The sequence below is a fragment of the Candidatus Phyllobacterium onerii genome (genome assembly GCF_028331445.1).
In the GTDB taxonomy this organism is placed as follows: Bacteria; Pseudomonadota; Alphaproteobacteria; order Rhizobiales; family Rhizobiaceae; genus Phyllobacterium; species Phyllobacterium onerii.
Genome location: NZ_JAQMHX010000021.1, coordinates 1 through 24157, shown reverse-complemented (window position 1 = coordinate 24157; position 24157 = coordinate 1). Strand labels below are relative to the sequence as shown.

18 protein-coding genes and 1 pseudogene are annotated in these 24157 nt (G+C 56.8%); 12 read left to right on the top strand and 7 right to left on the bottom strand.

The window, feature by feature from the left end:
- Positions 1 to 9 precede the first annotated feature (9 nt).
- The gene (locus PHA01_RS26950; RefSeq protein ID WP_271899355.1) at positions 10 to 672 is read left to right on the top strand and encodes a YiaD family glycine zipper/OmpA-like lipoprotein; all 663 of its coding nucleotides are present in this window, start codon (positions 10 to 12) and stop codon (positions 670 to 672) included.
- On the opposite strand, the gene PHA01_RS26945 is transcribed toward PHA01_RS26950, so the two are convergent.
- On the bottom strand, positions 662 to 1588 hold the full coding sequence (locus PHA01_RS26945; protein ID WP_271899354.1) for a pseudouridine-5'-phosphate glycosidase: 927 nt from the start codon (positions 1586 to 1588) through the stop codon (positions 662 to 664). The two genes, PHA01_RS26950 and PHA01_RS26945, sit on opposite strands and share 11 nt — an antisense overlap.
- A 14-nt stretch (positions 1589 to 1602) precedes the next feature.
- Complete coding sequence (locus PHA01_RS26940; RefSeq protein ID WP_271899353.1) at positions 1603 to 2547, bottom strand: carbohydrate kinase family protein; 945 nt, start codon at positions 2545 to 2547, stop codon at positions 1603 to 1605.
- A gap of 319 nt (positions 2548 to 2866) precedes the next feature.
- On the opposite strand from PHA01_RS26940, the gene recA reads away from it, so the two are divergent.
- Both recA and alaS read left to right on the top strand, forming a co-directional pair.
- Entirely contained in the window at positions 2867 to 3961 is a 1095-nt protein-coding gene (gene recA, locus PHA01_RS26935; RefSeq protein WP_114428850.1) for a recombinase RecA, read from the top strand.
- Positions 3962 to 4258: 297 nt separating this feature from the next.
- The gene (alaS, locus tag PHA01_RS26930) at positions 4259 to 6916 is read left to right on the top strand and encodes an alanine--tRNA ligase (protein WP_271899352.1); all 2658 of its coding nucleotides are present in this window, start codon (positions 4259 to 4261) and stop codon (positions 6914 to 6916) included.
- A gap of 865 nt (positions 6917 to 7781) precedes the next feature.
- Here the strand turns inward: alaS and PHA01_RS26925 are convergent.
- The 3 genes from PHA01_RS26925 to PHA01_RS26915 all read right to left on the bottom strand — a co-directional run bounded on the left by PHA01_RS26925 (position 7782) and on the right by PHA01_RS26915 (position 10917).
- Positions 7782 to 8096, bottom strand: coding sequence for a YciI family protein (locus PHA01_RS26925; RefSeq protein WP_181872349.1), 315 nt, complete (start codon positions 8094 to 8096; stop codon positions 7782 to 7784).
- Between the two features lie 232 nt (positions 8097 to 8328).
- On the bottom strand, positions 8329 to 9564 hold the full coding sequence (locus PHA01_RS26920) for an aminotransferase-like domain-containing protein (protein ID WP_271899350.1): 1236 nt from the start codon (positions 9562 to 9564) through the stop codon (positions 8329 to 8331).
- 138 nt (positions 9565 to 9702) lie between these two features.
- A complete protein-coding gene (locus PHA01_RS26915; RefSeq protein WP_224512971.1) occupies positions 9703 to 10917 on the bottom strand; it encodes an NADP-dependent isocitrate dehydrogenase in 1215 nt (404 codons plus the stop codon).
- A gap of 349 nt (positions 10918 to 11266) precedes the next feature.
- On the opposite strand from PHA01_RS26915, the gene PHA01_RS26910 reads away from it, so the two are divergent.
- From PHA01_RS26910 to PHA01_RS26875, 8 genes and pseudogenes are all read left to right on the top strand, one after another.
- Complete coding sequence (locus tag PHA01_RS26910) at positions 11267 to 12118, top strand: RNA methyltransferase (protein WP_271899349.1); 852 nt, start codon at positions 11267 to 11269, stop codon at positions 12116 to 12118.
- The gene (murI, locus tag PHA01_RS26905) at positions 12111 to 12914 is read left to right on the top strand and encodes a glutamate racemase (protein ID WP_271899348.1); all 804 of its coding nucleotides are present in this window, start codon (positions 12111 to 12113) and stop codon (positions 12912 to 12914) included. Before PHA01_RS26910 ends, murI begins: the two co-directional genes overlap by 8 nt.
- Before the next feature lie 123 nt (positions 12915 to 13037).
- A complete protein-coding gene (locus PHA01_RS26900) occupies positions 13038 to 16190 on the top strand; it encodes a S10 family serine carboxypeptidase-like protein (RefSeq protein ID WP_271899347.1) in 3153 nt (1050 codons plus the stop codon).
- Between the two features lie 7 nt (positions 16191 to 16197).
- On the top strand, positions 16198 to 16605 hold the full coding sequence (locus tag PHA01_RS26895) for a hypothetical protein (RefSeq protein WP_271899346.1): 408 nt from the start codon (positions 16198 to 16200) through the stop codon (positions 16603 to 16605).
- 24 nt (positions 16606 to 16629) lie between these two features.
- A pseudogene (locus PHA01_RS26890) lies at positions 16630 to 16792 on the top strand (glutamate racemase); the annotation flags it as partial.
- Between the two features lie 315 nt (positions 16793 to 17107).
- Complete coding sequence (locus PHA01_RS26885) at positions 17108 to 19111, top strand: S10 family serine carboxypeptidase-like protein (RefSeq protein ID WP_271899345.1); 2004 nt, start codon at positions 17108 to 17110, stop codon at positions 19109 to 19111.
- Between the two features lie 136 nt (positions 19112 to 19247).
- Positions 19248 to 19670: a hypothetical protein gene (locus PHA01_RS26880; RefSeq protein ID WP_271899344.1), complete on the top strand. Its 423-nt coding sequence runs from the start codon at positions 19248 to 19250 to the stop codon at positions 19668 to 19670.
- 168 nt (positions 19671 to 19838) lie between these two features.
- Positions 19839 to 21827, top strand: a complete 1989-nt coding sequence (locus PHA01_RS26875) for a S10 family serine carboxypeptidase-like protein (RefSeq protein ID WP_271899343.1) — start codon at positions 19839 to 19841, stop codon at positions 21825 to 21827.
- Between the two features lie 95 nt (positions 21828 to 21922).
- On the opposite strand, the gene PHA01_RS26870 is transcribed toward PHA01_RS26875, so the two are convergent.
- A complete protein-coding gene (locus PHA01_RS26870; RefSeq protein WP_271899341.1) occupies positions 21923 to 22972 on the bottom strand; it encodes an LLM class flavin-dependent oxidoreductase in 1050 nt (349 codons plus the stop codon).
- Between the two features lie 255 nt (positions 22973 to 23227).
- Complete coding sequence (locus PHA01_RS26865; protein WP_271899340.1) at positions 23228 to 23869, bottom strand: NAD(P)-dependent oxidoreductase; 642 nt, start codon at positions 23867 to 23869, stop codon at positions 23228 to 23230.
- 14 nt (positions 23870 to 23883) lie between these two features.
- Here PHA01_RS26865 and PHA01_RS26860 point away from each other — a divergent pair.
- A partial coding sequence (locus PHA01_RS26860) for a hypothetical protein (protein WP_271899339.1) occupies positions 23884 to 24157 on the top strand: 274 nt, incomplete at its 3' end.

Here is a 24157-nt window from a genome sequence, read left to right as displayed (position 1 = left end):
CCTGATTCCATGATGAAAAGATTTGCCATCGGCTGCCTTGCCGCGACCTTTCTTGCGGGCTGCACCACGACCGACCCCTATACGGGCCAGCAGAAAATGTCGAACACGGCCGGCGGTGCCATGATCGGCACGGCTGTCGGCGCGTTGACGGGTCTGGCGATTGGCGGCGGCGGCAAATCCGGGCGCAATGCGGCCTTGATCGGCGCGGGTATCGGCGCGCTCAGCGGTGGCGCGATCGGCAATTACATGGATCGTCAGGAATCGGAACTGCGCGCGCAGTTGCAGGGCACCGGCGTTTCGGTGACGCGCAATGGCGACCGGATCATCCTCAACATGCCGTCGGCGATCACCTTCAACACCGATCAGGATCAGGTGAAGCCGGAATTCTTCTCCACGCTGGGTTCTGTCGCCATCGTCCTGCGCAAGTTCGACCGCACCATCGTGGATGTCGCCGGCCATACGGATTCCACCGGGAGCCTGCAGCATAACCAGCTGCTGTCGGAGCGCCGCGCTCTGTCCGTCGCCAATTATCTGACCCAGCAGGGCATCGACAACCGTCGCTTCGACGTTCAAGGCTATGGCCCGACGCAGCCCGTCGCGACCAACGCCACCGAAGCCGGTCGCGCGCAGAACCGCCGCGTCGAGATCCAGATTTCGCCGCTTACCGAGTAGCGGTTAGCGATACCGCGATCTTTGCGGCGAGGCGTGCATTGTTCTCGACGAGAGCAATGTTTGCCTTGAGACTCTCACCCTTGGTAATGTCGAGAAGTTCCGAGAGAAGAAAGGGCGTCACTGCCTTGCCGGTGACGCCTTTTTTTGTGGCGCGGGCAATCGCTTCTTTAATGTACCCGCCCATGATTCCCGCCGGGATTTCACTTGCCTCGGGGATCGGATTGGTAATCAGCATGCCGCCGACAACGCCGATAGCATCCCGCGCAGCCTGAAATTTTGCAATGGCATCCGGCGTGTCGAGCCGCAGAGGTGCCTTGATTTGCGATTGCCTCGACCAGAAGGCGGGGAGCACATCGGCGTCATACACCACGACAGGTACCCCTTTGGTTTCAAGCACTTCCAGCGTTTTCTCGATATCGAGAATCGCCTTGGCTCCCGCTGAAACGACGATGACCGGCGTCCGGCCGAGCTCTTCCAGATCAGCGGAGATATCGAAACTCTGCTCGGCGCCCTTGTGGACGCCGCCAATACCGCCAGTTGCAAAAACCTTGATACCGGCATGGTGGGCGGCGAGCATCGTCGCGGCAACCGTCGTTCCCCCGGTACGCCCTTCCGAGAGCGCAAACGCCAGATCCGCGCGCGAGAGTTTCATCGCGCCCTTGACCTGCGCCAGCGCCTCGCGCTCTTGCGCGGAAAGACCGATCTTCAAACGGCCGTCGACGATGGCGATGGTGGCGGGAACTGCGCCTTCCGCAATGATGATTGCTTCGACGTCGGCTGCCATGCGGCTGTTGTCCGGGTAGGGCATCCCATGGGTGATGATGGTGCTTTCGAGGGCAACGATGGCTTTGCCCGCAGCAAGCGCGTCCTGAACCGTGGGGGCAATATCCATGAATGGGTTCAAAACTTTGGTCATTATCATCTTCCTTTTTATGCGAGAGCAGCCGGTATTTGTGCAAGTGCCCTGTCGAATTCCTGCCGTGTGAACCTGGCACTGGCGGAGTGGACTTGCAGCGTCAGCATCGATGCTGCCAGTCCCTCGCGCAAGGCTTCATCAAAGGCGACGCCCCGCATCAGCGCGGCGATCATGCCCCCAGCCAGCGCATCGCCGGCGCCGGTGACATCGGCGATTTCATTGGCGGCGGGTGGGTGAATAGTGAACACATCATTGCCGGAAAAGGCGAGGGTGGCCTCACCGCCATTGCTGATGACAGCGCCATTGAGACCGTCGGCGTGCAACGCTTTATATATGTCGTTGGGACCGGCGTCGGGACCGAGCCCGGTCAGTGCCAGCGCTTCGCGGCGGTTCATGAACAGGCAGGTGAGATTGCTGAAGATCGGCGCCAGACGAGACGCCTTTGCCGGCGAAATCGCCAGCGCAAACAGTGGTCGCTCGCCTGTGAGACTTGCCAGCCGCTGCAGCGCATCTGACGGAAGGTTGGCATCGCAGAACACAGCATCGGCCATGGCGATCGAATCGCGCACCTTGCGCCGGCGCAATTGCCGCGGCAGGGCGAGCTCATAAAGTCCCATGTCCGCGATACCGGCGACCACGTCGCCGTGCTCGTCGAGGATGGCGGTATAGCTCGGTGTCGCGCGGTCCATGAAGACCACCGAGCCGTCGTGAATTCCCGCCGATTCGATGGCTGCGGCAACCATTTCCCCGATCCGGTCACCGCCGCGCACCGAGAGAATTTCGGCGGCGATTCCGCGCTGAACAGCGAGCCGCAGCGCATTGAAAACGCCGCCACCCGGCTCCTCGCGCATGATTCCGGGGTTGGATGCACCGGGCACGAAAGGCACGAGGCTCTGGCCGCGCCTGTCGAGATGAGCGCCGCCGACAGCGAAGAGCAACGGCTTGGTGACTTGGATCATGGTTGATTGTGTATCCGGACAAAACTTCAAGTTGTGGGCACGGACGCCCGCGCTCCTCTCTAGAACGCCGGAGGCCGGGGTGCAATCATAAGAGCGATTCGAAACGTTGAACGCCACTTCGGCCAGCGAGGCGGAAATACCGCCTTGGCAGAAGCGAACAGAACGCCACATTCGCCACGAGAACATTTTGCGAACATTTTTTGGTTATCCTTATTTTACAACAGCTTATGGCTGTTGCCAAATAAGAACAAAACAGATACAAATAAATTCAGATACAGGAACATTCCGGACTTCATGCACAACACAGGGGTAGTGTAACATGGCTCAAAATTCATTGCGGTTGGTTGAGGGTAATTCGGTGGATAAAACGAAAGCGCTGGATGCGGCATTGTCTCAGATCGAGAGGGCCTTCGGTAAGGGCTCGATCATGCGGCTTGGACGCAATGAGCAGGTGGTTGAAATCGAAACGGTTTCGACGGGCTCGCTGTCGCTGGATATTGCCCTTGGCGTCGGCGGATTGCCGAAAGGCCGTATCGTCGAGATCTATGGGCCGGAAAGCTCCGGCAAGACGACGCTTGCCCTGCATACGATCGCCGAAGCCCAGAAGAAGGGCGGCATTTGCGCCTTTGTCGATGCCGAGCACGCACTTGATCCTGTCTATGCCCGTAAGCTTGGCGTTGACCTCGAAAACCTCCTGATCTCGCAGCCGGATACGGGCGAGCAAGCTCTGGAGATCACAGATACGCTGGTGCGCTCTGGCGCTATCGATGTTCTGGTCGTCGACTCGGTCGCCGCACTGACACCTCGCGCTGAAATCGAAGGCGAGATGGGTGACAGTCTGCCGGGTCTGCAGGCCCGCCTGATGAGCCAGGCGCTACGCAAGCTCACCGCCTCCATTTCCCGTTCCAACTGCATGGTCATCTTCATCAACCAGATCCGTATGAAGATCGGCGTCATGTTCGGCTCGCCGGAAACCACCACGGGTGGTAACGCGCTAAAATTCTATGCATCGGTCCGTCTCGACATCCGTCGCATCGGTTCGTTGAAGGAGCGCGATGAGGTTGTTGGCAACCAGACCCGCGTAAAGGTGGTCAAGAACAAGCTGGCTCCGCCCTTCAAGCAGGTTGAATTCGACATCATGTATGGCGAAGGCGTTTCCAAGACGGGCGAACTGGTCGATCTCGGCGTCAAGGCTGGTATCGTGGAGAAATCCGGTTCCTGGTTCTCTTATAACTCACAGCGTCTCGGCCAGGGCCGCGACAATGCGAAACTGTTCCTCAAGGAAAATCCGGAAATCGCCAACGAGATCGAACTGGTGCTGCGCCAGAATGCCGGCCTCATCGCCGAGCAGATGCTCGACAAGGGACCTGACGATGTCGAAGATGACGAGAGCCCGGACGCCGCCGAGGGCTGATCGCCGATTAGAGCCTGAGGCGTTATCTCACTGTGACGACGAACCCGCATCCAGGTCCTGGCTGCGGGTTTGTTTTTTCTGCGACGCCAACCCATATTAAGTTGCCCCGAGCTGGTACCAAACTGCTTGCCTCCCTCAAGCTCAGCATGAGCGAGCTTGGCGTTGTTGCGAAACATCCTTTCACCCAGATTTTCTGGACAGGTCGCGGCCCTATCGCTACAAGCGGTGCGTTCTGCCCCTTTATCATAGTGTGGGGCCAATACGGTTTGAGACAATAGCAGGTCAGAAGGCAATAAGATGAGTGGCGTCAACGAGATCCGGTCGACATTTCTGAACTATTTCAAGAAGAATGGCCATGAGATCGTGGCGTCGAGCCCGCTTGTCCCGCGCAATGATCCGACATTGATGTTCACCAACGCCGGTATGGTCCAATTCAAGAACGTTTTCACCGGCCTGGAGCAGCGTCCTTACAGCCGCGCCACGACCTCGCAGAAGTGCGTTCGCGCTGGCGGCAAGCACAATGACCTCGACAATGTCGGCTATACCGCGCGCCACCACACCTTTTTCGAAATGCTCGGCAATTTCTCCTTTGGCGACTATTTCAAGGAAGAGGCAATTTCGCTTGCCTGGAACCTGATCACCAAGGAGTTCGGCCTTCCGGCAGACAAACTCACCGTCACCGTCTATCACACGGACGACGTGGCTTTTGATCTTTGGAGGAAGATCGCGGGTCTCCCGGAAGAGCGCATCATCCGTATCGCCACCAGCGATAATTTCTGGGCGATGGGCGATACCGGTCCTTGCGGTCCGTGCTCGGAAATCTTCTATGATCACGGCGCGGATATCTGGGGCGGTCCTCCCGGCAGTGCCGATGAGGATGGTGATCGCTTCATCGAGATCTGGAATCTCGTCTTCATGCAGTTCGAACAGGTGACGAAGGAGCAGCGCATCGATCTGCCGCGTCCCTCGATCGATACCGGCATGGGGCTGGAGCGCCTTGCCGCGGTTTTGCAGGGCAAGCACGACAATTACGATATCGATCTGTTCCAGACATTGATCCACGCTTCGGAAGAAGCAACCGGCGTCAAGGCAGAAGGTCCATTCCGTGCCAGCCACCGCGTCATCGCCGATCATCTGCGTTCATCGAGCTTCCTCATTGCCGATGGCGTCCTGCCGTCCAATGAAGGCCGCGGCTATGTGCTGCGCCGCATCATGCGCCGCGCCATGCGTCATGCGCAGCTGCTTGGCGCCAGGGAGCCGTTGATGTACCGCCTGCTTCCGGCGCTGGTGCGCGAGATGGGCCAGGCCTATCCCGAGCTGATCCGGGCGGAATCGCTGATCTCCGAGACGCTGAAGCTCGAGGAAACCCGCTTCCGCAAGACGCTCGAACGCGGCCTTGGCCTGCTAGGCGAAGCCACGGAGTCTTTAAGCGATGGCGACAGCCTCGACGGCGAAACGGCATTCAAGCTCTATGATACCTTTGGCTTTCCGCTCGACCTCACACAGGATGCGCTGCGCCAGCGCGGCATTTCCGTCGATACTGAAGGCTTTTCCGCAGCCATGGAGCGGCAGAAGGCCGAGGCGCGCGCCCACTGGTCCGGTTCAGGCGACGCGGCAACGGAAACCGTCTGGTTTTCCGTGCGCGACAAGGTCGGGGCGACCGAGTTTCTTGGTTATGAGACCGAGAAGGCGGAAGGCGTCATCACAGCGCTGGTGCAGAATGGCGCGCTTGTCGATAGTGCCAGCGAGGGCGACGCGGTGTCCATCGTCGTCAACCAGACGCCGTTCTATGGCGAATCCGGCGGCCAGCAGGGCGATACGGGTACCATCTCCGGCGATGGCTTCCTCGTGACCGTCACCGACACGCAGAAGAAAAACGACGGCGTTTTCGTTCATATCGGCACCGTGACCAAGGGTACGGTGAAAGTGGACGTGCCGGTTGAGCTCACGGTGGATCATGCGCGCCGTACGCGCATCCGCTCCAACCATTCGGCAACGCATCTGTTGCATGAGGCGCTGCGTGAAACGCTTGGCACCCATGTCGCGCAAAAGGGTTCGCTCGTCGCGCCCGACCGGCTGCGTTTTGACTTTTCGCATCCGAAGCCGATTTCGGACAAGGAGCTGGCTGTCATCGAGGATCTCGCCAACGAGATCATCCTGCAGAATGCGCCGGTCACCACGCGTTTGATGGCCGTGGACGACGCCATTGCCGAGGGCGCGATGGCGCTGTTCGGCGAAAAATATGGCGACGAGGTGCGTGTGGTCTCCATGGGCACCGCGCTGCACGGCGACAAAGCCGGCAAGAGCTATTCGACCGAGCTTTGTGGCGGTACGCATGTGCGCGCCACGGGCGATATCGGCTTGATCCGCATTGTCTCCGAAGGGGCAGTCGCTGCGGGCGTGCGCCGCCTCGAAGCCTTGACCGGCGAGGCCGCCCGCCGCTACCTCGAAGAGCAGGACGAACGCGTCAAGTCGATCGCCGGCGTGCTTAAATCTACACCCTCCGATGCGTTGTCGCGTGTCTCGGCGCTGATGGATGAGCGCCGCAAACTTGAACGCGAACTGACCGAGGCGCGCAAACAGCTGGCTTTGGCCGGTCCGGCTTCGGGCGGTGCCCAATCCGAAACGGTCAATGGCGTAGGTTTCATCGGCAAAGTGGTCAGCGGCGTCAATCCGCGTGATCTGAAGCCGCTTGCGGACGATGCGAAGAAGACCGTCGGCTCCGGCGTCGTCACCTTCATTGGCGTGTCGGACGATGGCAAGGCAAGCGCAGTCGTCGGTGTTACCGACGATCTTGTGGGCAAATTCAGTGCCGTCGAACTCGTCCGCATTGCCTCCGCTGCACTCGGCGGGGCAGGCGGTGGCGGCCGTCCGGATATGGCACAGGCCGGTGGTCCGGATGGCTCCAGGGCCGAGGAAGCCGTGTCTGCCGTGCGCGAAGCTTTGGCTGGATAGCTTTTATCATTCCAGCCGCGTGTATTGCGCGGCTGGATTCTATTCCAAGTTGATATTGGACATTTATTGGTATTTGAGACTTATTGATTAATGAGAAGTAACTTGATTTGTTCTAGTTGTTTGCGCATCATTCGCATCGATCGGTTTCTAATAACATTTTTGTAGCCGCTTCGCGCCAGTTTCTTGGTGCTTTTTTATACAAGTTTAAAGACAGAGGATCGGAAGTTTACGCATACCGAAGTCTGTAGATTTTATACTTATACAAAGTATTTGTTTATTAAAAGATTAGAGGATGCTGTGAAGCAATTGTTAAATCTTTTGTTTGTCGTCATCGCGTTGAGTTCCTGTATACCTAATCCACCGCCTCACATAGCCAGCGATGTCCATTTGGGTGTCAAAATGGCCTATGGCTCGTATATCAATGCTGCCGTAGGCACGTATGATGGGCTGTACATACGTGCCTTCATTTCGTCCAATTCGGACTATGGGTTTTCGACAACATATTCTACTCGGAATCGACTTCTCATCAACGAGGCATGGAGCTTTGGTAAGCAACTTCACTATAAAAAGGGTGTAATCCGCACGAGGAGATGTCGGGATGGAGCGTGCCCGGCGATTGAATCCGGTATGGTGTTATTAGATGAGTCCCAATTCAACTCGGCCGCAGTCAACGGTCTTGAATTCGAGTTGATCGGCAAACTCGGAAACGTAACTGGTCGGATTCCAGCTCAGGCTTTTAGCCAGGTACTAGGCCTGCAAGGCAAACTTGGCTTACCGACAGTGGACTCACCAGTGATTTCGGCTCCTGCGCGCGAGCCCATTGAAGGATCGTCTGTCGACCCAGAAAGCGTGTTGTAAGTATAGCCTACCCCGCGCGAAACCCCCGCGCGGCTGCAATATGCATCGGCGCGATGCTGTAGCTGTTCAGTCCCGCCATCACCGTCGGGTCGTTCTCGGCAAATTGTACTGCTTGATTGTGATCCATGACTTCGAGGAGGGCGATGCCGAACCAGCCGTCCGGGTCCTGCACCGGGCCATAGGCGAGAACGGTTCCCTCTTCGAAATATTCGCCGACATAGGTCACATGCTGGCGCATCAATTCCTGTTCGTCATCGTCCATATCGTCGGCAAAGGTCGGGCGCGGCGGGATCAAGCGGAAAAAGAAATGCTGCGTGGTCATCGTTTCAGTCCCCCTGGTTCGATGGCGCTGTGACACTCCATCATACCGCAGGAACGTGGGACTTGCGATCCAGTAAATACTTGCCGCGCTGCGGGGCTATTTTCCAGAGTCTAAACGAAATTTGTCATGGGGCGGCGAAAATGGTGGTTTTCGAGCACCGAAGCGCAGCGTACGTTTGGTACGTGAGCATCGGAGCGCAGAAAAACGCCGGTTGCAGCCCTCCATGGCAGATTTACGGTTGGGCTCTTACGTGCTCCATTTCGCTTCTGATCAGTCCGCCAAGCCGCTGCATGCCTGTATCGATCGCTTCGGCGTCTGGCAGGGAGAAGTTCAGCCTTATCGTGTTCCTGCCCGTGCCATCGGCGTGGAAGGCCGCACCCGGCACGAAAGCCACGCGGATCTGCTCGATCGAACGGGCCAGCAGCGCCGCACCATCCATATGGTCCGGCAGCGTCATCCAGACGAACATGCCGCCCTCCGGCTTTGTCCAGGTTACGCCTTCCGGCATATATCGTGCCAAGGCGTTCAGCATATGATCGCGCCGTTGCCGGTAATGGTTTCTGGCCTTCTCCACCTGCGCATCGAAATGGCGCTCCGCCACGTGGTGAATGACCATCTGGTTGATGGTCGGGCTGTGCAGGTCCGCCGCCTGCTTGATCAGGACCAATTTGCTGATGACCGGATGAGCGGCGCAAATCCAGCCAACGCGCAAACCGGGCGTCAGTGTTTTCGAGAAGCTGCCGGAATAGAGGACGCGTGTCTGGTCGATATGGCCTTCGCACTCGATATCCAGCGCCAGCAATGAGGGTGCATTCTCTCCCTCGTAGCGTAGAGCGCGATAGGCGGCATCCTCGATCAGCGGAATATCGAGTTCGTGCGCCAGCTCGATCAGCTTCATGCGATCGCTGCGGCCGATGGTTTCGCCGGTCGGGTTGGAAAAATCACTGGTGAGATAGGCGAGTTTCACCTGGCCTCCCGCCGCCCGCGCATTGGCCCTGTAGGCGTCAGGCGTCATGTTGCCACCCTCCGGGATCAGGCGATCATAGTGTGGCTCATAGGCATTGAATGCCTGCAGTGCGCCGAGATAGGTCGGCCATGTGGTGAGGATCGTGTCACCTGGCGAAATGAACAGTTTGCCGAGGTAGTCGAGCGCCTGCTGCGATCCGGTGGTGATGATGATGTTGTCGATGGTGCAGGCAACACCGAGCGAGGCCATGTACTGCACCAGCCATTGCCGCAGCGGCTTGTAGCCTTCACTGACCGAATATTGCAGCGCTGCATCCGCATTCTCGTTCAGGACTGCAGCATAGGCGTCCTTGATAGCATCTTTTGGAAACAGCGCCGGGTCTGGAATGCCGCCAGCGAACGAGATGATGTCCGGCTGGTCAAGCAGCTTCAACAGCTCGCGAACTTCCGAAGCGCGCATCTTGCCGGTGCGTGCCGAATAGCGGGCATCCCAGTCGCTCATTTCATTCCTCCCATGGTGCAAAGTCACTCGACCGCAAATTCGCTATTATGTCAACAATGCTGTCGTATATTTGGGTTTTCAATTTGACAATATAAAAAGCCCCGGCGAACCGGGGCTTGTGTTGCATCAAGTGCCGGATCAGGCAGCCATGGCTTTCGACAGGTTTTCGTTGATCTTGTCGAGGAAGCCTGTAGTCGACAGCCAGGGCTGGTCCGGGCCGATGAGCAGGGCGAGATCCTTGGTCATGTAGCCGGATTCAACCGTATCCACGCAGACTTTTTCCAGCGTATGGCTGAAGCGCTCGAGTTCGGCATTGCCGTCGAGCTTGGCACGGTGCGCAAGTCCTCGCGTCCAGGCGAAGATCGAAGCGATGGAGTTGGTCGAGGTCTCTTCGCCCTTCTGGTGCTGGCGATAATGGCGGGTCACGGTGCCGTGCGCGGCCTCAGCTTCAACGGTCTGGCCGTCCGGCGTCATCAGCACGGAGGTCATCAGGCCGAGCGAGCCAAAACCCTGCGCCACGATGTCGGACTGCACGTCGCCGTCATAGTTCTTGCAGGCCCAGACATAACCGCCGGACCACTTCAGCGCCGACGCGACCATGTCATCGATCAGGCGATGTTCATAGGTGATCTTCTTGGCTGCGAACTTGTCCTTGAATTCTGCGTCGAACACTTCCTGGAAGATATCCTTGAAGCGGCCATCATAGGCCTTGAGGATGGTGTTCTTGGTCGACAGATAGCAGGGAACGCCACGATTGTGGGCATAGTTCAACGAGGCGCGGGCAAAGTCGCGGATCGAGTCGTCCAGATTGTACATGGCCATCGCAACGCCGGCGCCTGGTGCGTCGTAGACTTCGTGCTCGATGGTCTCGCCATCGTCGCCGACGAACTTGATCGATAGTTTGCCCTTGCCGGGGAACTTGAAATCGGTGGCGCGGTACTGGTCGCCGAAAGCATGACGGCCGACGATGATTGGTTGAGTCCAGCCTGGAACAAGGCGGGGAACGTTCTTGGCAATGATCGGTTCGCGGAAGATGACGCCGCCGAGAATGTTGCGGATCGTGCCGTTGGGCGACTTCCACATTTTCTTCAGGCCGAATTCCTCAACGCGCTGTTCGTCCGGGGTGATTGTGGCGCATTTGACGCCAACGCCATATTGCTTGATCGCGTTGGCTGCATCGATTGTCACCTGATCGTTGGTCGCATCGCGATGCTCGATCCCGAGGTCGTAATATTTCAGGTCGATATCGAGGTAAGGATGGATCAGCTTTTCCTTGATATATTGCCAGATGATACGAGTCATCTCGTCGCCATCAAGCTCGACGACCGGATTTGCAACCTTGATCTTTGCCATGAAGTGTCAGCCTCTTTTTTGCTGCGTCTGGGAGTGTCAGCACGGGATTAAAGTGAGGGTTCGCGCCCCTATAGCACCGCGATTGCAGAACGCAAAGTGAGGGATGCGATGGTTTGAGGGTGTTTCTGAAATATTCGGCTTTGGAGCCCTCGCAGGATGGCAATGGCGCTGTGCGTGGTTCGACAAGCTCACCATGAGGGAAATGGAGTTTTGCAGGGGCGCCAGCGCAGAAGCATCCTCATGCAATCAACCAACCTCCCTCATGGTGAGCTTGTCGAACCACGCACAGCAGCATTGCCCATCAAAAAAACGCGAGCTATGACGGCGCAACGTCAGCGAAGGATTAAAAATGGCCGGTACAGACAGACAGCGCACCCTTATCGCCGAAGGCCCGGCGATCATTCTGGTGGAACCGCAACTGCCGGAAAACATCGGCATGGTGGCGCGGGCCATGGCGAATTTCGGTCTGGCGGAGCTGCGCCTGGTCAAGCCGCGCGAGGAATTTCCCAACGACAAGGCGCGCTCTGCCGCGAGCCGCGCCGACCATATCATCGATGCGGCACAGGTCTTCGACGACCTGCCATCGGCGATCAAGGATCTGCATTTCGTCTATGCGACCACGGCGCGCGAGCGTGACGCCTTCAAGCAGGTTCGCGGCCCTGTCGAAGCAGGCCACGTCCTGCGCCAGCGTTTCAACAATGGCGAGAAGACCGGCATTCTTTTCGGGCGCGAGCGCTTCGGCCTCAATAATGACGAAGTCAGCCTTGCGGATGAGCTTGTGACCTTTCCGGTCAATCCGGCGTTCTCGTCGCTGAATATTGCACAGGCGGTTTTGCTCATGTCCTATGAGTGGATGAAGTCAGGTCTGGAGAAACATACCGACACCGCTTTTCGTGGTCCCGAACTCGAGCCTGCGCCAAAGGAACAGTTGCAGGGCTTCTTCAACCACCTCGAAGATGCCTTGCAGGCGCGCGGCTATTTCCGGCCGATGGCGCGCAAGGAGATTATGGTCAACAATCTGCGCGGCGTGCTCACAAGGGCGGGCTTTTCCGATTCCGAACTGAAACTCCTGCGCGGCGTTCTTGTCTCGCTCGACTATTTCAGTCCGAAGACGCCGCGCGGCTCCGGTGCGCCGGAAGGGCGCAAGCGCGAGAAACCACCAGTGAAGAAAATCAGCGGGGATCAGCCAGGCGATGAGTGAAGAAACAGCGGACCGGCCAATCATCGTCTTCGACAGCGGGATTGGCGGCCTGACCGTTTTGCGCGAGGCGCGGGTGCTGATGCCGGACCGGCGGTTCGTCTATATTGCCGACGATGCCGGTTTTCCTTATGGCGAATGGGAGGAGGGCGCCCTGTGCTCCCGCATTGTCGATATGTTCGCGGGCGTCATCGCCGAGCACAACCCGGAGATTGCGATCATCGCCTGCAACACCGCCTCGACGCTGGTGCTCGATGATCTTCGCAAGGCCTATCCGGCTGTGCCGTTCGTCGGCACTGTCCCCGCGATCAAGCCGGCCGCCGAGCGTACCTCGTCGGGCTTCGTCAGCGTGCTGGCGACGCCGGGCACCGTCAAGCGGGCGTATACGCGCGATCTCATCCAGTCTTTCGCCACGAAGTGCCATGTGCGCCTTGTCGGCAGCCAGAATCTGGCTGCCATGGCCGAAGCGCATATTCGCGGCGACCACATCGATGACGAAGCCATCCGGGCAGAAATCGCACCATGTTTTTATGAAAATGGCGGCGATCGCACCGATATCGTCGTCCTTGCCTGCACCCATTATCCCTTTCTCGCCAATGTTTTCCGGCGCCTTGCACCCTGGCCGGTCGACTGGCTCGATCCGGCCGAGGCGATCGCCCGCCGCGCTGTGTCCCTGATCAAACCGAACGGCACCGGCGCCGAGCCCGAACATGGTGACGACATCGCCATCTTCACCTCGGGCAATCCGGATTTCTCGACAAGGCGGCTCATGCAGGGCTTCGGGCTTGCAACAGTGTGACTGCCTAATAGTGGGTCACGCGAGCCGAGCGATAAAAAAATAGACAAATTGCGACTATCGTCGAATTGACCCCACAACCTGCCGCCGCCAAAAGTTGCTTTTTGAGCTTTTCAGAGAGCACTTATGAATTTTCGTTATTTATTGCTTGCGGCCGTCCTTGGCCTTTCCGCCTGTAATGGCTCGGACACTGCCACGACCAAAAAAGAAGCGGACAGTACCTTTTCCGATCTGGCCAATGCAAAGGCTGAGTTGGAGAAGGTAAATGCGCAAAAAGAGGCCGGAAAAAAGGACAAGATCGTTCTTGCCGGCGAGATCGCGGCTCTGGAAGCCAAGCAGAAAGAGCTGAGGTCAGCGATTGGGAGTGCCACAGCTGAACTTAACCGGCTGCTGGGTGAGGACGGCAAGGGCGGCGAGATCGCCACGCAGAAAGCATATCTTGCGGATCTGATCAGCCAAGCCGACCGCAAGGTAGCCGACATTGAAACGGCAAAGCAGACATTGGTACAGCTGGGTAGCATTGCAGACAAGAGCAGCGCGATTGGTCTGGCGAAGGCAACTTACGACACGCTGGTTGAAGACACAAAGGCAAAAACGGAAGAGCTCAACAAGGCAACTGAATCGCTCGAGAAGCTTCAAGGAAAGGACGGCAAAGGCGGGTCCATCAAGGAGGCAAGAGATAGGTTGATCGACCTGGAGGGCGAGGATGGCAAGGGTGGCGGCATCAAGATTGCGACAGATTCGCTTGCCGATCTCAATGCGAAACTTGCCATCCTCAATGGCAAGGGTGAAGGCTCAATCTTTGAGGCGCAGGAAAAGCTGAAAGAGCTAAAGGGCGACGGCACTACGGGCAATCCGGGCGCAATCGCCCTTGCCCAGAATGAGCTGGAGGAGAGGCGCACGGCCCTGCTTGATTTAACGGGTGATGGCACAGGCGAAAATCCCGGTAAGATTGCCAAGGCGTTCAACGAGCTTGTTGATCTCATAGGTGAGGATGGCAAGGGCGGTAAGGTCGCGAATGCACGTAAGACGCTTGTGGAGTTTGAAGATCAGATCACGACTGCCAGCGAAAAGCTGAAATCAGTGCGAGAAGCTTTGGATAAGCTGCAGGGCGAGGATGGCAGTGGCGGCGACATTGCGACGGCACGCAAGACCTTCGAAACCCTCTCTGATGATATCGAAACTGCACAAGACAAACTGGCAGCGGCGCAGGAGGCTTGGAAAAAGCTTGCAGGCGAAGACGGCAAGAGCGGTGAGATCGCCGCCGAGCAGAAGAAGCTCGACGATCTGATCAAACTGGCTGGAGACAAAGCCGAAGATATCAGGAAAGCAGGCCTTGAACTCGAACGGATCAAGGTGGACGGCAAGGCCACAACGGACAAGGCGACGCTAGACGCTGCCCGCATTCTCTCGCAGGCAGCATTCGATGCGGGGCGTTTCGACGACGCGGGGAAGTTTCTCACCGATGCCGGGCTCAATGATGAAGCTATCGAATTGTACAAGAAGGCTGGAAAAAATGAAAAGGCTGGCGACCTTCTGGCTGCTGCCGGAAAGTCCGAAGAGGCCATCGAGCAATACAAAAAGGCTGGCTTGATCGACAAGGCAGCGGCACTCCTGACTGCCGCCGGCAAGCTCGAAGACGCCTACAAGCTCTATGCGCCGGAAGACCGGGTCAAGGAGGACAACAACGCCTATAAAAGCCATAGCTATACGACTGTCGCCTTTGACAAGGTCGATGAGGCCCCTGCGGTCAAACGACATTCGATGCAGCTAGCCGACAAGACGGTGTGGTTTACTGCAAAGGCCGGGCACCTTATTGCCTATGCGCAGAAGAACAAGGCCAACCCGGAGGCAAAACGCGATCCGCAGGCGGCAGTGTTCTACATGAGCTACACCCGGGACGATTTGCCAAAGGACAAACGTCCGGTCATGTTCTTTTTCAACGGCGGACCGGGCGAGGCATCAATCTGGATGCATCTTGGCGCTTTTGGACCAAAACGGATCAAGCTCGACTATCCAACTCTCCCGCCAAATGCGGCAACGCAGCGATATCTGGACTTTCCGTTCGTCGATAATGCCGATTCGCTTGTCGACAAGGCGGATCTCGTCTTTGTCGATCCGATTGGCGATGGTTATTCCCATGCTATCACGTCCGACATCAAGGCTCATATAGACAAGGATTTCTGGGGCGTCGATGTCGATGCGAAGGTCATGCGAGACTTTATTACTCGCTATATCAATATGAATAATCGTCAGAGCTCGCCGAAATATCTCTATGGCGAATCCTATGGCGGCGGCATTCGTGTGCCGGTTCTGACCAAATTGCTGCTGGATGCCGGAACAACGGACTATGAGGAAGACAAGTCGGGCAAACCGGCCGTGGTGCTCACCGGCTCGGTCTTTCATTCGCCAGTTCTGGATTTCGGCAGTAATTGTATCGATAACGCGTTTGCTCCCTGCGCCGGCTTTTTCCCCACCTATGCCATGACGGCGGACGCCCTCGGGAAAAGCACAGCACGCGGCAATCGCACAATCACAGAATATATGCAGGAAGTGCGAAAATTTGCCAATGAGACGAACTTGCCAGCGACAAGGAAGGTTCTTGATAATACTTTCAGTGCGTTCAGCCAGACCGATGACGGAAAAGCCTACATCAAGGAGCTTGAGCGGTTCACTGGACTTTCCAATACCTGGTCGAACGGGATAAATATAAATCCAAAAAATTTCATGGCGAAACTGAAACCAGGATACACGTTCAACAACTACGATATGCGTATGAGTATCGCAGGTAAGGTAGACTACAACTTCTCCTTTATGGAAGATCCGGCGTTTCACAGGCGAATCAAGGAATACCTGCCGGAATATCTCAATTTCAAGAATGACTCTTATTATGAAGCGTCATTAAGTGTGACAACCGGAAGCTTTGCTTGGGACTGGTCATCGCGTGGCGAGAAAACCAAGACGAATAGCCTCGGCGACATCACCCAAGCACTCAATTATGCGCCGGATCTGAAGCTGATGGTCACCCACGGCTATTTCGATGGCAGAACGCCGACATTTCAATCCGAGCTCGACCTCGACAAGACGGTCAAGATCAACGGCAAAGATGTCAACCTGCATGATCGCATTCCAATCCACAATTTCGAGGGCGGGCACATGATGTATTATGTCGAAAGCGAACTGCCGAAACTGAAAAAAACCATTGTTGATTTCGTCGACGCGCCGCTCTACTCGCCGCCAACGCTTGTGACTGAACAGAAGACTACGGTTGTGAATTGAGAGACACATGATGAAAACATCCCCGCAAATGGCCATCATGCTCGTCTTGTTCAGTGTATCCCCCGTATTCGCCATGCCGCTCGGCAACAATACAATGGCAATCACCACGCCGGTGGTTCAAATCAAGGACGGGAGGTTCGGCTCACCGCCGTTCGATCCGAACCTGCCGCCCGTGACCGGTCAATCGATCAATGCCGAGGTCAACGCTGAACTTGCGGCGCGCTTTGCAGAAGCTGCGGGCTCTGCCTCCGGCTTGTTGACAGCCAGCCAAGCGAAAAACGCAAGCTGGGGCTATGTTGCCGATCATTTTGCGGCGATCGACCGCGATCATGACGGCTACGTAAAGTTCGGCGATGTTCTGGATTTCATGCAAGGTGGCCCGGCCAAACCGAAGACTGTTCAAATCGTGAAATGAACCCTCAGGCTGTCGCTGCGCCTCGCGCATACTCGCGGCGACCATATCGACGATGAAGCCATTCGGACAGAAATCGCGCCGTGCTTCCATGAGAAGGGCGGCCGCCGCACCGATATCGTCGTCCTTGCCTGTACGCATTGTCCCTTTTCTCGCCAATGTCTTCCGGCGCCTTGCGCTCTGGCTGGTCTACCGGCGGCAAGACGGCTCATGCAGGGTTTCGGCCTGAACATCAACTAGACCTTGAGTTGCAGCCAGTCTGGACGATGGCGAAGAAATATGCGTCGCTCCAGGCAGACAGAGCGGCATACGACTTTAGCTCAATAGACAGCACATCTCATAGTTGTGTATCGTCTGCCTCGTAAAACCATACCGTGTATCTTGACCATGCTGCTTGTGGCCCTTTTTGCGAAGGTTGCTCCAAGACAGCCTTTTCACACCGTCTCTTATTGTCCAGTTACCGTAATCCATTGATTAATAATATTTTTTTGATTTGGAGGTTGCGATGAAGTACCGGATTCTGCTCTTTTCTGCATCGCTTTTGCTGGCTGCCTGCGATGGTGATTCCGGCAACACCAAGGCCGATAGTACGTTTGTGGCGCCTGAGGCCGAGCCACATATCAATGCTCCGGGAAGTCCAGGGGCAGATTCGATCACTACCGTCGCTCTTGTCCCACCCGAGGACCATGTGCTGGAAGACAAGACCGTCTATAGCGCCGCAGCAGATGCGAGCCTTCCGCTTGCGACTGTCGACGAGACGCCCGCTGTCAAGAATCACCAGATCATGATCAATGGCAAACTGGTCAGATACACCGCCGCCGCCGGCCACCTCATTGCCTATGCGCCGAAGGATATTGAGCACCCGGCGGGGAACGTAGCGCAGGCTTCCATATTCTATACGGCCTACACGAGGGAGGACTTGCCGAAGGAAAATCGCCCGGTGACGTTCTTCTGGAACGGTGGTCCAGGCTATTCCTCGGCCTGGCTGCATCTGGGCTCGTGGGCGCCGAAGCGACTCAAGACAGGTGCTTCCGATGTTACCCAGGAACGTCTGGTGAGCGGGGCGAAAGACTTTTCGTGGGTCGACAATGCCGAAACGCTGCTGGACAAGACCGATCTTGTATTTGTCGATCCACCCGGAACGGGGTTATCGCAGGCCATTGTACCGTACAAGAACAGCGACTTCTGGGGCATGGAGGCCGATGCGCAGGTAAACCGGGACTTTGTCGTGCGCTTCGTCAATCGTTACCTCCGCCAGGCCTCGCCGAAATATCTCTATGGCGAATCCTATGATGGCATCCGCCTGCCGATCGTCGCCAATCTGCTCGTCGCTGCGGGAAGCGGCAATTTCGCCCCTGACAAAACCGGCAGGAAGCCTGTCGCTCTATCCGGCCTCGTGCTGGGTTCGCCGATTCTCAATCTCGATATGAACTGCCAGACCGCAGATGTTAGCTGTGCGGGATATTTGCCATCCTACGCCATGGCGGCTGACTACCACGGCATGAGCACCAGGCGCGGAACAGCGACCGCTCTGGAATACATTGAAACGTTACGAACTTTCGTTACCGAAAAGTACAATCCCGCACGAAAGATCTGGTACACGCCGATGCTTACCAGGGCCAAGGCGGCCTATGCCGAAGCCAATCGCCAATACGGCACGCTGACCGGTAACTGGCAGAACCCTGCCAGTGCCCGAGAGTGGGCGCTCAATGTCGACACGAAGCAGAATGCCAGCAGCAAGGCTACAGAACTTGCAAATCTGCTTGTTGCCACCCCTGCGGAGCGGGGTCGTTTCGTCGAAGCATTCATGGCCGATCCCTTTGACGCGCTCAAGCAATTTGTCGCGAACGCAAAACAGGAGATCGAGAGAGCCTTGACGCCGGCGTGGCGGGACTATGCGCAGACGCCGGCCGGTTTGAGCTTCTTCAAGGATATGACCGGCATCACCGGGCTCGATGCGGATTGGCTGTATGAATTTGAAGTGTCTCCGGTTCAATTCCCAAACAAGCTTGTTCCGGGCTCAAATCTCGGTTTCTTTGACGCTCGGGCGAACATCTCCAATTTTGGCAGCCCTGCCGCTGCGCTCTACACCGGTGCAGGGTTTGCAGATGCAATCAAGACGGCCCTGCCTGAGATGTTCAGCTATCATAACGCTTCGCTCTACATGCTGCGCGATGACAGCATACGCGGCCGTTGGAAATTCGAGCGAGAGCACAAGCTGCAGCCCTTCAGAACTGGACTTCCGGACCTGGTCGCGACTTTGGAGAACGACCCGGCGGTAAGGGCGCTTGCCCTGCACGGTTACTATGACCTGCTGACGCCCTTTCACCAGACAGAACTTGATCTCGCCGGCGCTGGCTTGGCAGGCATCGTCCCGGTCGAACTCTACGAAGGCGGGCACATGTTTTTCGATGATGACAAGGCACGCGCACAAGCAAAAAAGACGCTCGATGCGTTCTACGATGGTCGGCCCACGGGCGCTGGCAAGGCGCCTGTCGTATTACATTAATGGTCCGATTTTGATCGATCGGGGGCCAGACGATTGAATAATATATCAGACTATTGGATAATTGCTGCGCATAAACTTTTGCTATTACATTCGCTAAAGTAGCTGACTAATTTCATTGCTATGAGGTGTGGATTTCATGACGAAGCTTTATTTGTTTGCGACGATTATCTTGGCATCTTCAGTGTCTTTCCTGGCCATTTCCCCACTTAGTGCCGGTGAGCGTCTCGGCTTTCCGCCACCAGATCCGCCCGGTACAGTCCGGCCGGCGATGACGGCCGAAAACATCCAGAAGGAACTCGAACAGCGGCTTAAGGCTCAGTTTGAAGCCGCTGCTGGTCCCTCCGGCAAATTGACGGCGCAGAAAGCCAAAGACGCCGGCTGGGGTTTCGTTGCTGATCATTTCAACGAAATCAGCAAAAGTGGTCGCAGTTCGGTTAGTCTCAATGACATCAATACTTTCATGAGCGTCCGCTCGCCGCTAGCGCCAGTCGTGCCCAAGGCAGGCCTTGGCGACCCGACAAAGGCCATCGAGAAGAAGCCAATTCAAATCATCGAATGATTGACCGCTTCGATAGCCGAGCGGCCGCTTGCTTTCATCGCATGGGTGGCCGCACGACAATAATTCATTGAACAAGCTATATTTTTTATCAATTGCGAGGATGTGATGAATTACCGGATTATGTTCGTTTTAGCGCTGCTCTGCTTGGCGGCGTGCAACGATTCCAACGTGACGCAGACAGAGAGCACATTTGTTCCGCCTCAGGTCGACCCACCGGTCAATCTGCCGAAAGTCGATCCCGGCCCGGTCATCCAGCTGACGGACCTTCCTTTAGTTCCGGTAGCTCCTGCGGACGCGGTCCTTGAAGACAAGAACACCTATAGCGGCGCAATCGACGCTAGTCTTGAGCTTGCGATGGTCAGCGAGGCACCCGCTGTAAAGAACCATCAGATGACCCTCAAGAATGGCGAGACCATTAGTTATACGGCGCGGGCGGGTCATCTCATCGCCTACGCTCCCCATGACCGCAAAGCTCCAGAGCAAAAGGATGCCCAAGCGTCCATTTTCTATATGGCGTATACGCGCGAGGATTTGCCCAAAGAAAATCGCCCTGTGACATTTTTTTGGAATGGCGGCCCGGGATCTGCCTCGATCTGGCTGCACCTCGGCTCATGGGCGCCGAAGCGGCTCAAGACCGGTATTCCCAACATTCCGAAGGAGTATTTCTCTGCCAAGCCTGGGAATATGCCCCTCATTGACAATCTGGAAACGCTTCTCGACAAGACGGATCTGGTCTTTGTCGACCCCGTCGGAACCGGTCTTTCGCAGGCAATCGCCCCACACTTGAATGCCGAATTCTGGGGCATGGAGGTTGATGCGCGGATCAACCGCGATTTCGTTACCCGTTTCGTCAATTTCTACAATCGCCAGAGCTCGCCCAAGTATCTTTATGGCGAATCCTATGGCGGCATCCGCGTTCCGGTCACGGCCAATCTTTTGGAAGCGGCGGGAACGAGTAACTTCGAACCCGACAAATCTGGCAAGAAGCCGATAGTTTTGTCGGGGATTATATTGAATTCGCCCATCCTCAACTATGAAACGAATTGCGGGCAGGGCGGTGACATCTCCTGCGCTGGCTTTCTTCCGTCGTTCGGGATGACTGCCGAGTATTTTGGAAAAGCGACGAGGCGTGGCCAATCGCCACTCGACGAGTACCTCAACGGGTTAAGAAGCTTCGTGGCCGAACAGTATAACCCCGCCTACTCGATATGGCACTATCCCGGCCGGGCAACGATCAAGTCGATGGCGGATAACGCACAGAGAAATGTCGACTATTTTATGAAGTGGTATAACGAGCCAGGGCGCGCCGTAGCGTTTGGCATGGTCCCTTACTTGATCAAGCCCAATATCGCGACCCCCACAGCCAATTGGTTCATTGCCAATCCTACTGACCGTCCTGCCTATATCGACGCTTTTGGCACGGATGTCGTTGCGGGCATTAACCGCTATGCCCAAATCGCAATCGACAAAAACAAGACTGGCGATTCTCCAGCTTGGCTTGAGTACATCAATGACGACACGCGGAGCTTGGACTTTAGAGCCGGTATGTTTCATTTGACAGGCTCAGAAGTGGTTCGCATTGCCTTTGGGGCTCCGACCGAGATAGAATTTAACACTGGCGCAGACAAATTTATGAACGACTTAATTCCGGATTCAAATTTCGGTATCTACGATGTCCGTGCGCATATTCCCAAGCAGGGTGGTTACGACATCACCTTCTACGAAGACGAGGCCTTCAAAGCCGAGATCAAGACATTACTCCCGGACATGTTCAACTATAAGAATGCCTCGGAATATTCGACGTTGTCGGATCCAATCATTAGAAATTGGCGATATGAGCGCGAGGGCAAGCGGCTCAATGCACGGAGCAGCCTTCCCGATCTGGTCAGCACCCTGAACTACGATCCGTCCGTCAAGATGCTGGCTTTGCATGGTTATTACGATCTGGTGACGCCATTCCATCAATCGGAGCTTGATCTCGCCGGCGCTGGCTTGGCGGGTCGCATTCCAGTCAAGAATTTCGAAGGCGGACACATGTTCTATTATGCAGAAGAAGCGCGCGCGCCAGCGAGAGAGGCGCTTGAAGAATTCTACAACGCACCTGCCTATGGCTCGCAATCGACCGCGGCTGCAAAACCTGCATCCGTTCTGAATTAGCTCAAACTAGAGCAATTCCACGAAAAGTGGGCACCGGGTTCTCCGTCCGGAATTGCTCAAAATCAATCCCGGCGGTGAGACAGGCACCGCTGGGCTTACCCCTTTACCTCTGCTCCGCTCAGCTCCTTCCTGATCACCGGCGCGACTTTCGTGCCATAAAGCTCGATGGCCTTCAGCGTGTTCGCGTGCGGCAGGCTGCCGAGGTCGATCTGCAGCATGAAGCGGTCGTGCTGGAAATAGCTGTGCTGCAGCATGATCTTGTCGATGATCTCCTGCGCAGAGCCCACCAGCAGCGCGCCGCGCGGCGTCCGTCCGGCTTCGTATTGGGCGCGATTGCTCGGTGGCCAGCCACGCTCGCGGCCGATCTTGTTCATCACCACTTCGTAGGACGGCCAGTATTCGTCTGACGCGGCTTGCGAATTCTCCGCGACATAGCCATGCGAATTGATGCTGACTTTCAGCGTTTCCGGCGCATGCCCCGCCTTGGCGCCCGACTTGCGATAAAGGTCCACCAGCGGCGCAAAACGATGCGGCTCGCCGCCGATGATCGCCACGGCCAGCGGCAGGCCCAGCGTTCCGGCACGGACCACCGATGCCGGCGTGCCGCCGACGGCGATCCAGACGGGAAGGGGATCCTGCAGCGGACGTGGGTAAACGGCGAGATTGTCGATCGGCGCGCGAAAATTGCCACTCCATGTCACGCGTTCGCTGGCGCGCAGTTTCAGGAGCAGGTCGAGTTTTTCGGCAAAAAGCTCGTCGTAATGGTTGAGGTCATAGCCGAACAACGGGAAGGATTCGATAAATGAGCCACGTCCGGCCATGATTTCGGCGCGGCCCGAGGAGATCAGGTCCAGGGTCGCATATTCCTGGAAAACCCGCACCGGATCGTCCGAGCTCAGCACCGTTACTGCGCTGGTCAGCCGGATGTTCTTCGTCCGCGAGGCGCCAGCCGCCAATGCAATGGCCGGGGTCGAGATGACGAAATCGGGGCGGTGGTGTTCGCCGATCCCGAACACATCGAGCCCGACCTCGTCGGCGAGCACCATCTCCTCGATGAGGTTCTGCATGCGCTGGTGCGCGCTGATGGCGACGCCCGTCGAGGGATCGGGGCTCATCCCTGCAAATGTATAGATGCCGAGTTCCATGGTCATACCTTGCGTTAAACTTTGCTACATAGTTAAGCGCAGGATGACGCCATGGGAAGAACGCACGTTGCGGTTGCCAAGGCACTAAAAGGAAACCGGTGGTTTGCGTTCGAGGCAACACGTTGCGGCCCTTACCCTCCCCTTGTGGGGAGGGCAGGAGCGAAGCGACGGGAGGGGTCTTCAAGCAAAAGAGAAACCCTCCCTGCTGCTGCGCAGCCTCCCTCCCCACAAGGGGGAGGGTAAGAGGAGCTCACCTCAATAGCCCACGGTAAAACGCTCCCTGCTGTGCTTCGGCGATTCTGCCTCATCCACGATCGCCACGGCCAGATCGCTGGCGCTGATCGCGCTGTTGCCCTCGGCGTCGAATACCGGATTGTCCTTGCCAAGCCGGTATTTGCCGGTGCGCGGTCCCGGTGCCAGATGAAACGGCGGCGATACGAAACTCCAGTCGAGCGCCGTCTCGCTGCGCAGGTCATTCAGTGCTTGGCGTGCACCCAATGCGCCTTCCTTGTATTCGGCCGGAAAACCTTCGCCGTCGACAAATTGCGTGCCATCAGGCGCATAAAGGCTGCCGGCGCCACCGATCACGATCAGCCGAGTGATCCCCGCCTGCTTCGTTGCCGCGGTGATCGATTTGCTGGCCGCAATATGGACTGCCTTGATGTCGGGGTTGGTCCAGCCGGGATTATAGGCGGAAATGACGATGTCGTGGCCCTTGAGCTTGGCGGCAAGATCGGAGGTGTTGGTTGCGTCGGCTTCGACGGCTGTAACGCCCTTCAGCTTTTCCACCTTGTCCGGGCTGCGCACCAGCGCTGTGACGCTGTCGCCGCGCGCCACGGCTTCCTTCAAAATTTCGCTGCCAACAAAGCCGGTGGCGCCGATCAACGCGATTTTCATGACATGCTCCTCTGATGCAGGTACGCATCGTTTTCTGGTTACCAATAATAACCGTGTATGCTAGAAGCGGGATGGAGAGAAGTACGCACTTTTTCCGTTTCAGGGCACATGGAAGTAACCGCCTGAAGCAATTCCAGGAAAAGTGGGAACCGGTTTTCCGTCCGGAATTGCGTCAAAACAAAAGGCTGAAGCAATTCCAGGAAAAGTGGGAACCGGTTTTCCGTCCGGAATTGCGTCAAAACAAAAGGCTGAAGCAAATTCCAGGAAAAGTGGGAACCGGTTTTCCGT

What these genes read in the sequence shown, in the direction of transcription:
- PHA01_RS26950 (WP_271899355.1), top strand. Translation starts at nt 10, where the DNA reads ATGATGAAAAGATTTGCCATCGGCTGCCTTGCCGCGACCTTTCTTGCG.
- PHA01_RS26945 (WP_271899354.1), bottom strand. Translation starts at nt 1,588, where the DNA reads ATGACCAAAGTTTTGAACCCATTCATGGATATTGCCCCCACGGTTCAG.
- PHA01_RS26940 (WP_271899353.1), bottom strand. Translation starts at nt 2,547, where the DNA reads ATGATCCAAGTCACCAAGCCGTTGCTCTTCGCTGTCGGCGGCGCTCAT.
- recA (WP_114428850.1), top strand. Translation starts at nt 2,867, where the DNA reads ATGGCTCAAAATTCATTGCGGTTGGTTGAGGGTAATTCGGTGGATAAA.
- alaS (WP_271899352.1), top strand. Translation starts at nt 4,259, where the DNA reads ATGAGTGGCGTCAACGAGATCCGGTCGACATTTCTGAACTATTTCAAG.
- PHA01_RS26925 (WP_181872349.1), bottom strand. Translation starts at nt 8,096, where the DNA reads ATGACCACGCAGCATTTCTTTTTCCGCTTGATCCCGCCGCGCCCGACC.
- PHA01_RS26920 (WP_271899350.1), bottom strand. Translation starts at nt 9,564, where the DNA reads ATGAGCGACTGGGATGCCCGCTATTCGGCACGCACCGGCAAGATGCGC.
- PHA01_RS26915 (WP_224512971.1), bottom strand. Translation starts at nt 10,917, where the DNA reads ATGGCAAAGATCAAGGTTGCAAATCCGGTCGTCGAGCTTGATGGCGAC.
- PHA01_RS26910 (WP_271899349.1), top strand. Translation starts at nt 11,267, where the DNA reads ATGGCCGGTACAGACAGACAGCGCACCCTTATCGCCGAAGGCCCGGCG.
- murI (WP_271899348.1), top strand. Translation starts at nt 12,111, where the DNA reads ATGAGTGAAGAAACAGCGGACCGGCCAATCATCGTCTTCGACAGCGGG.
- PHA01_RS26900 (WP_271899347.1), top strand. Translation starts at nt 13,038, where the DNA reads ATGAATTTTCGTTATTTATTGCTTGCGGCCGTCCTTGGCCTTTCCGCC.
- PHA01_RS26895 (WP_271899346.1), top strand. Translation starts at nt 16,198, where the DNA reads ATGATGAAAACATCCCCGCAAATGGCCATCATGCTCGTCTTGTTCAGT.
- PHA01_RS26885 (WP_271899345.1), top strand. Translation starts at nt 17,108, where the DNA reads ATGAAGTACCGGATTCTGCTCTTTTCTGCATCGCTTTTGCTGGCTGCC.
- PHA01_RS26880 (WP_271899344.1), top strand. Translation starts at nt 19,248, where the DNA reads ATGACGAAGCTTTATTTGTTTGCGACGATTATCTTGGCATCTTCAGTG.
- PHA01_RS26870 (WP_271899341.1), bottom strand. Translation starts at nt 22,972, where the DNA reads ATGGAACTCGGCATCTATACATTTGCAGGGATGAGCCCCGATCCCTCG.
- PHA01_RS26865 (WP_271899340.1), bottom strand. Translation starts at nt 23,869, where the DNA reads ATGAAAATCGCGTTGATCGGCGCCACCGGCTTTGTTGGCAGCGAAATT.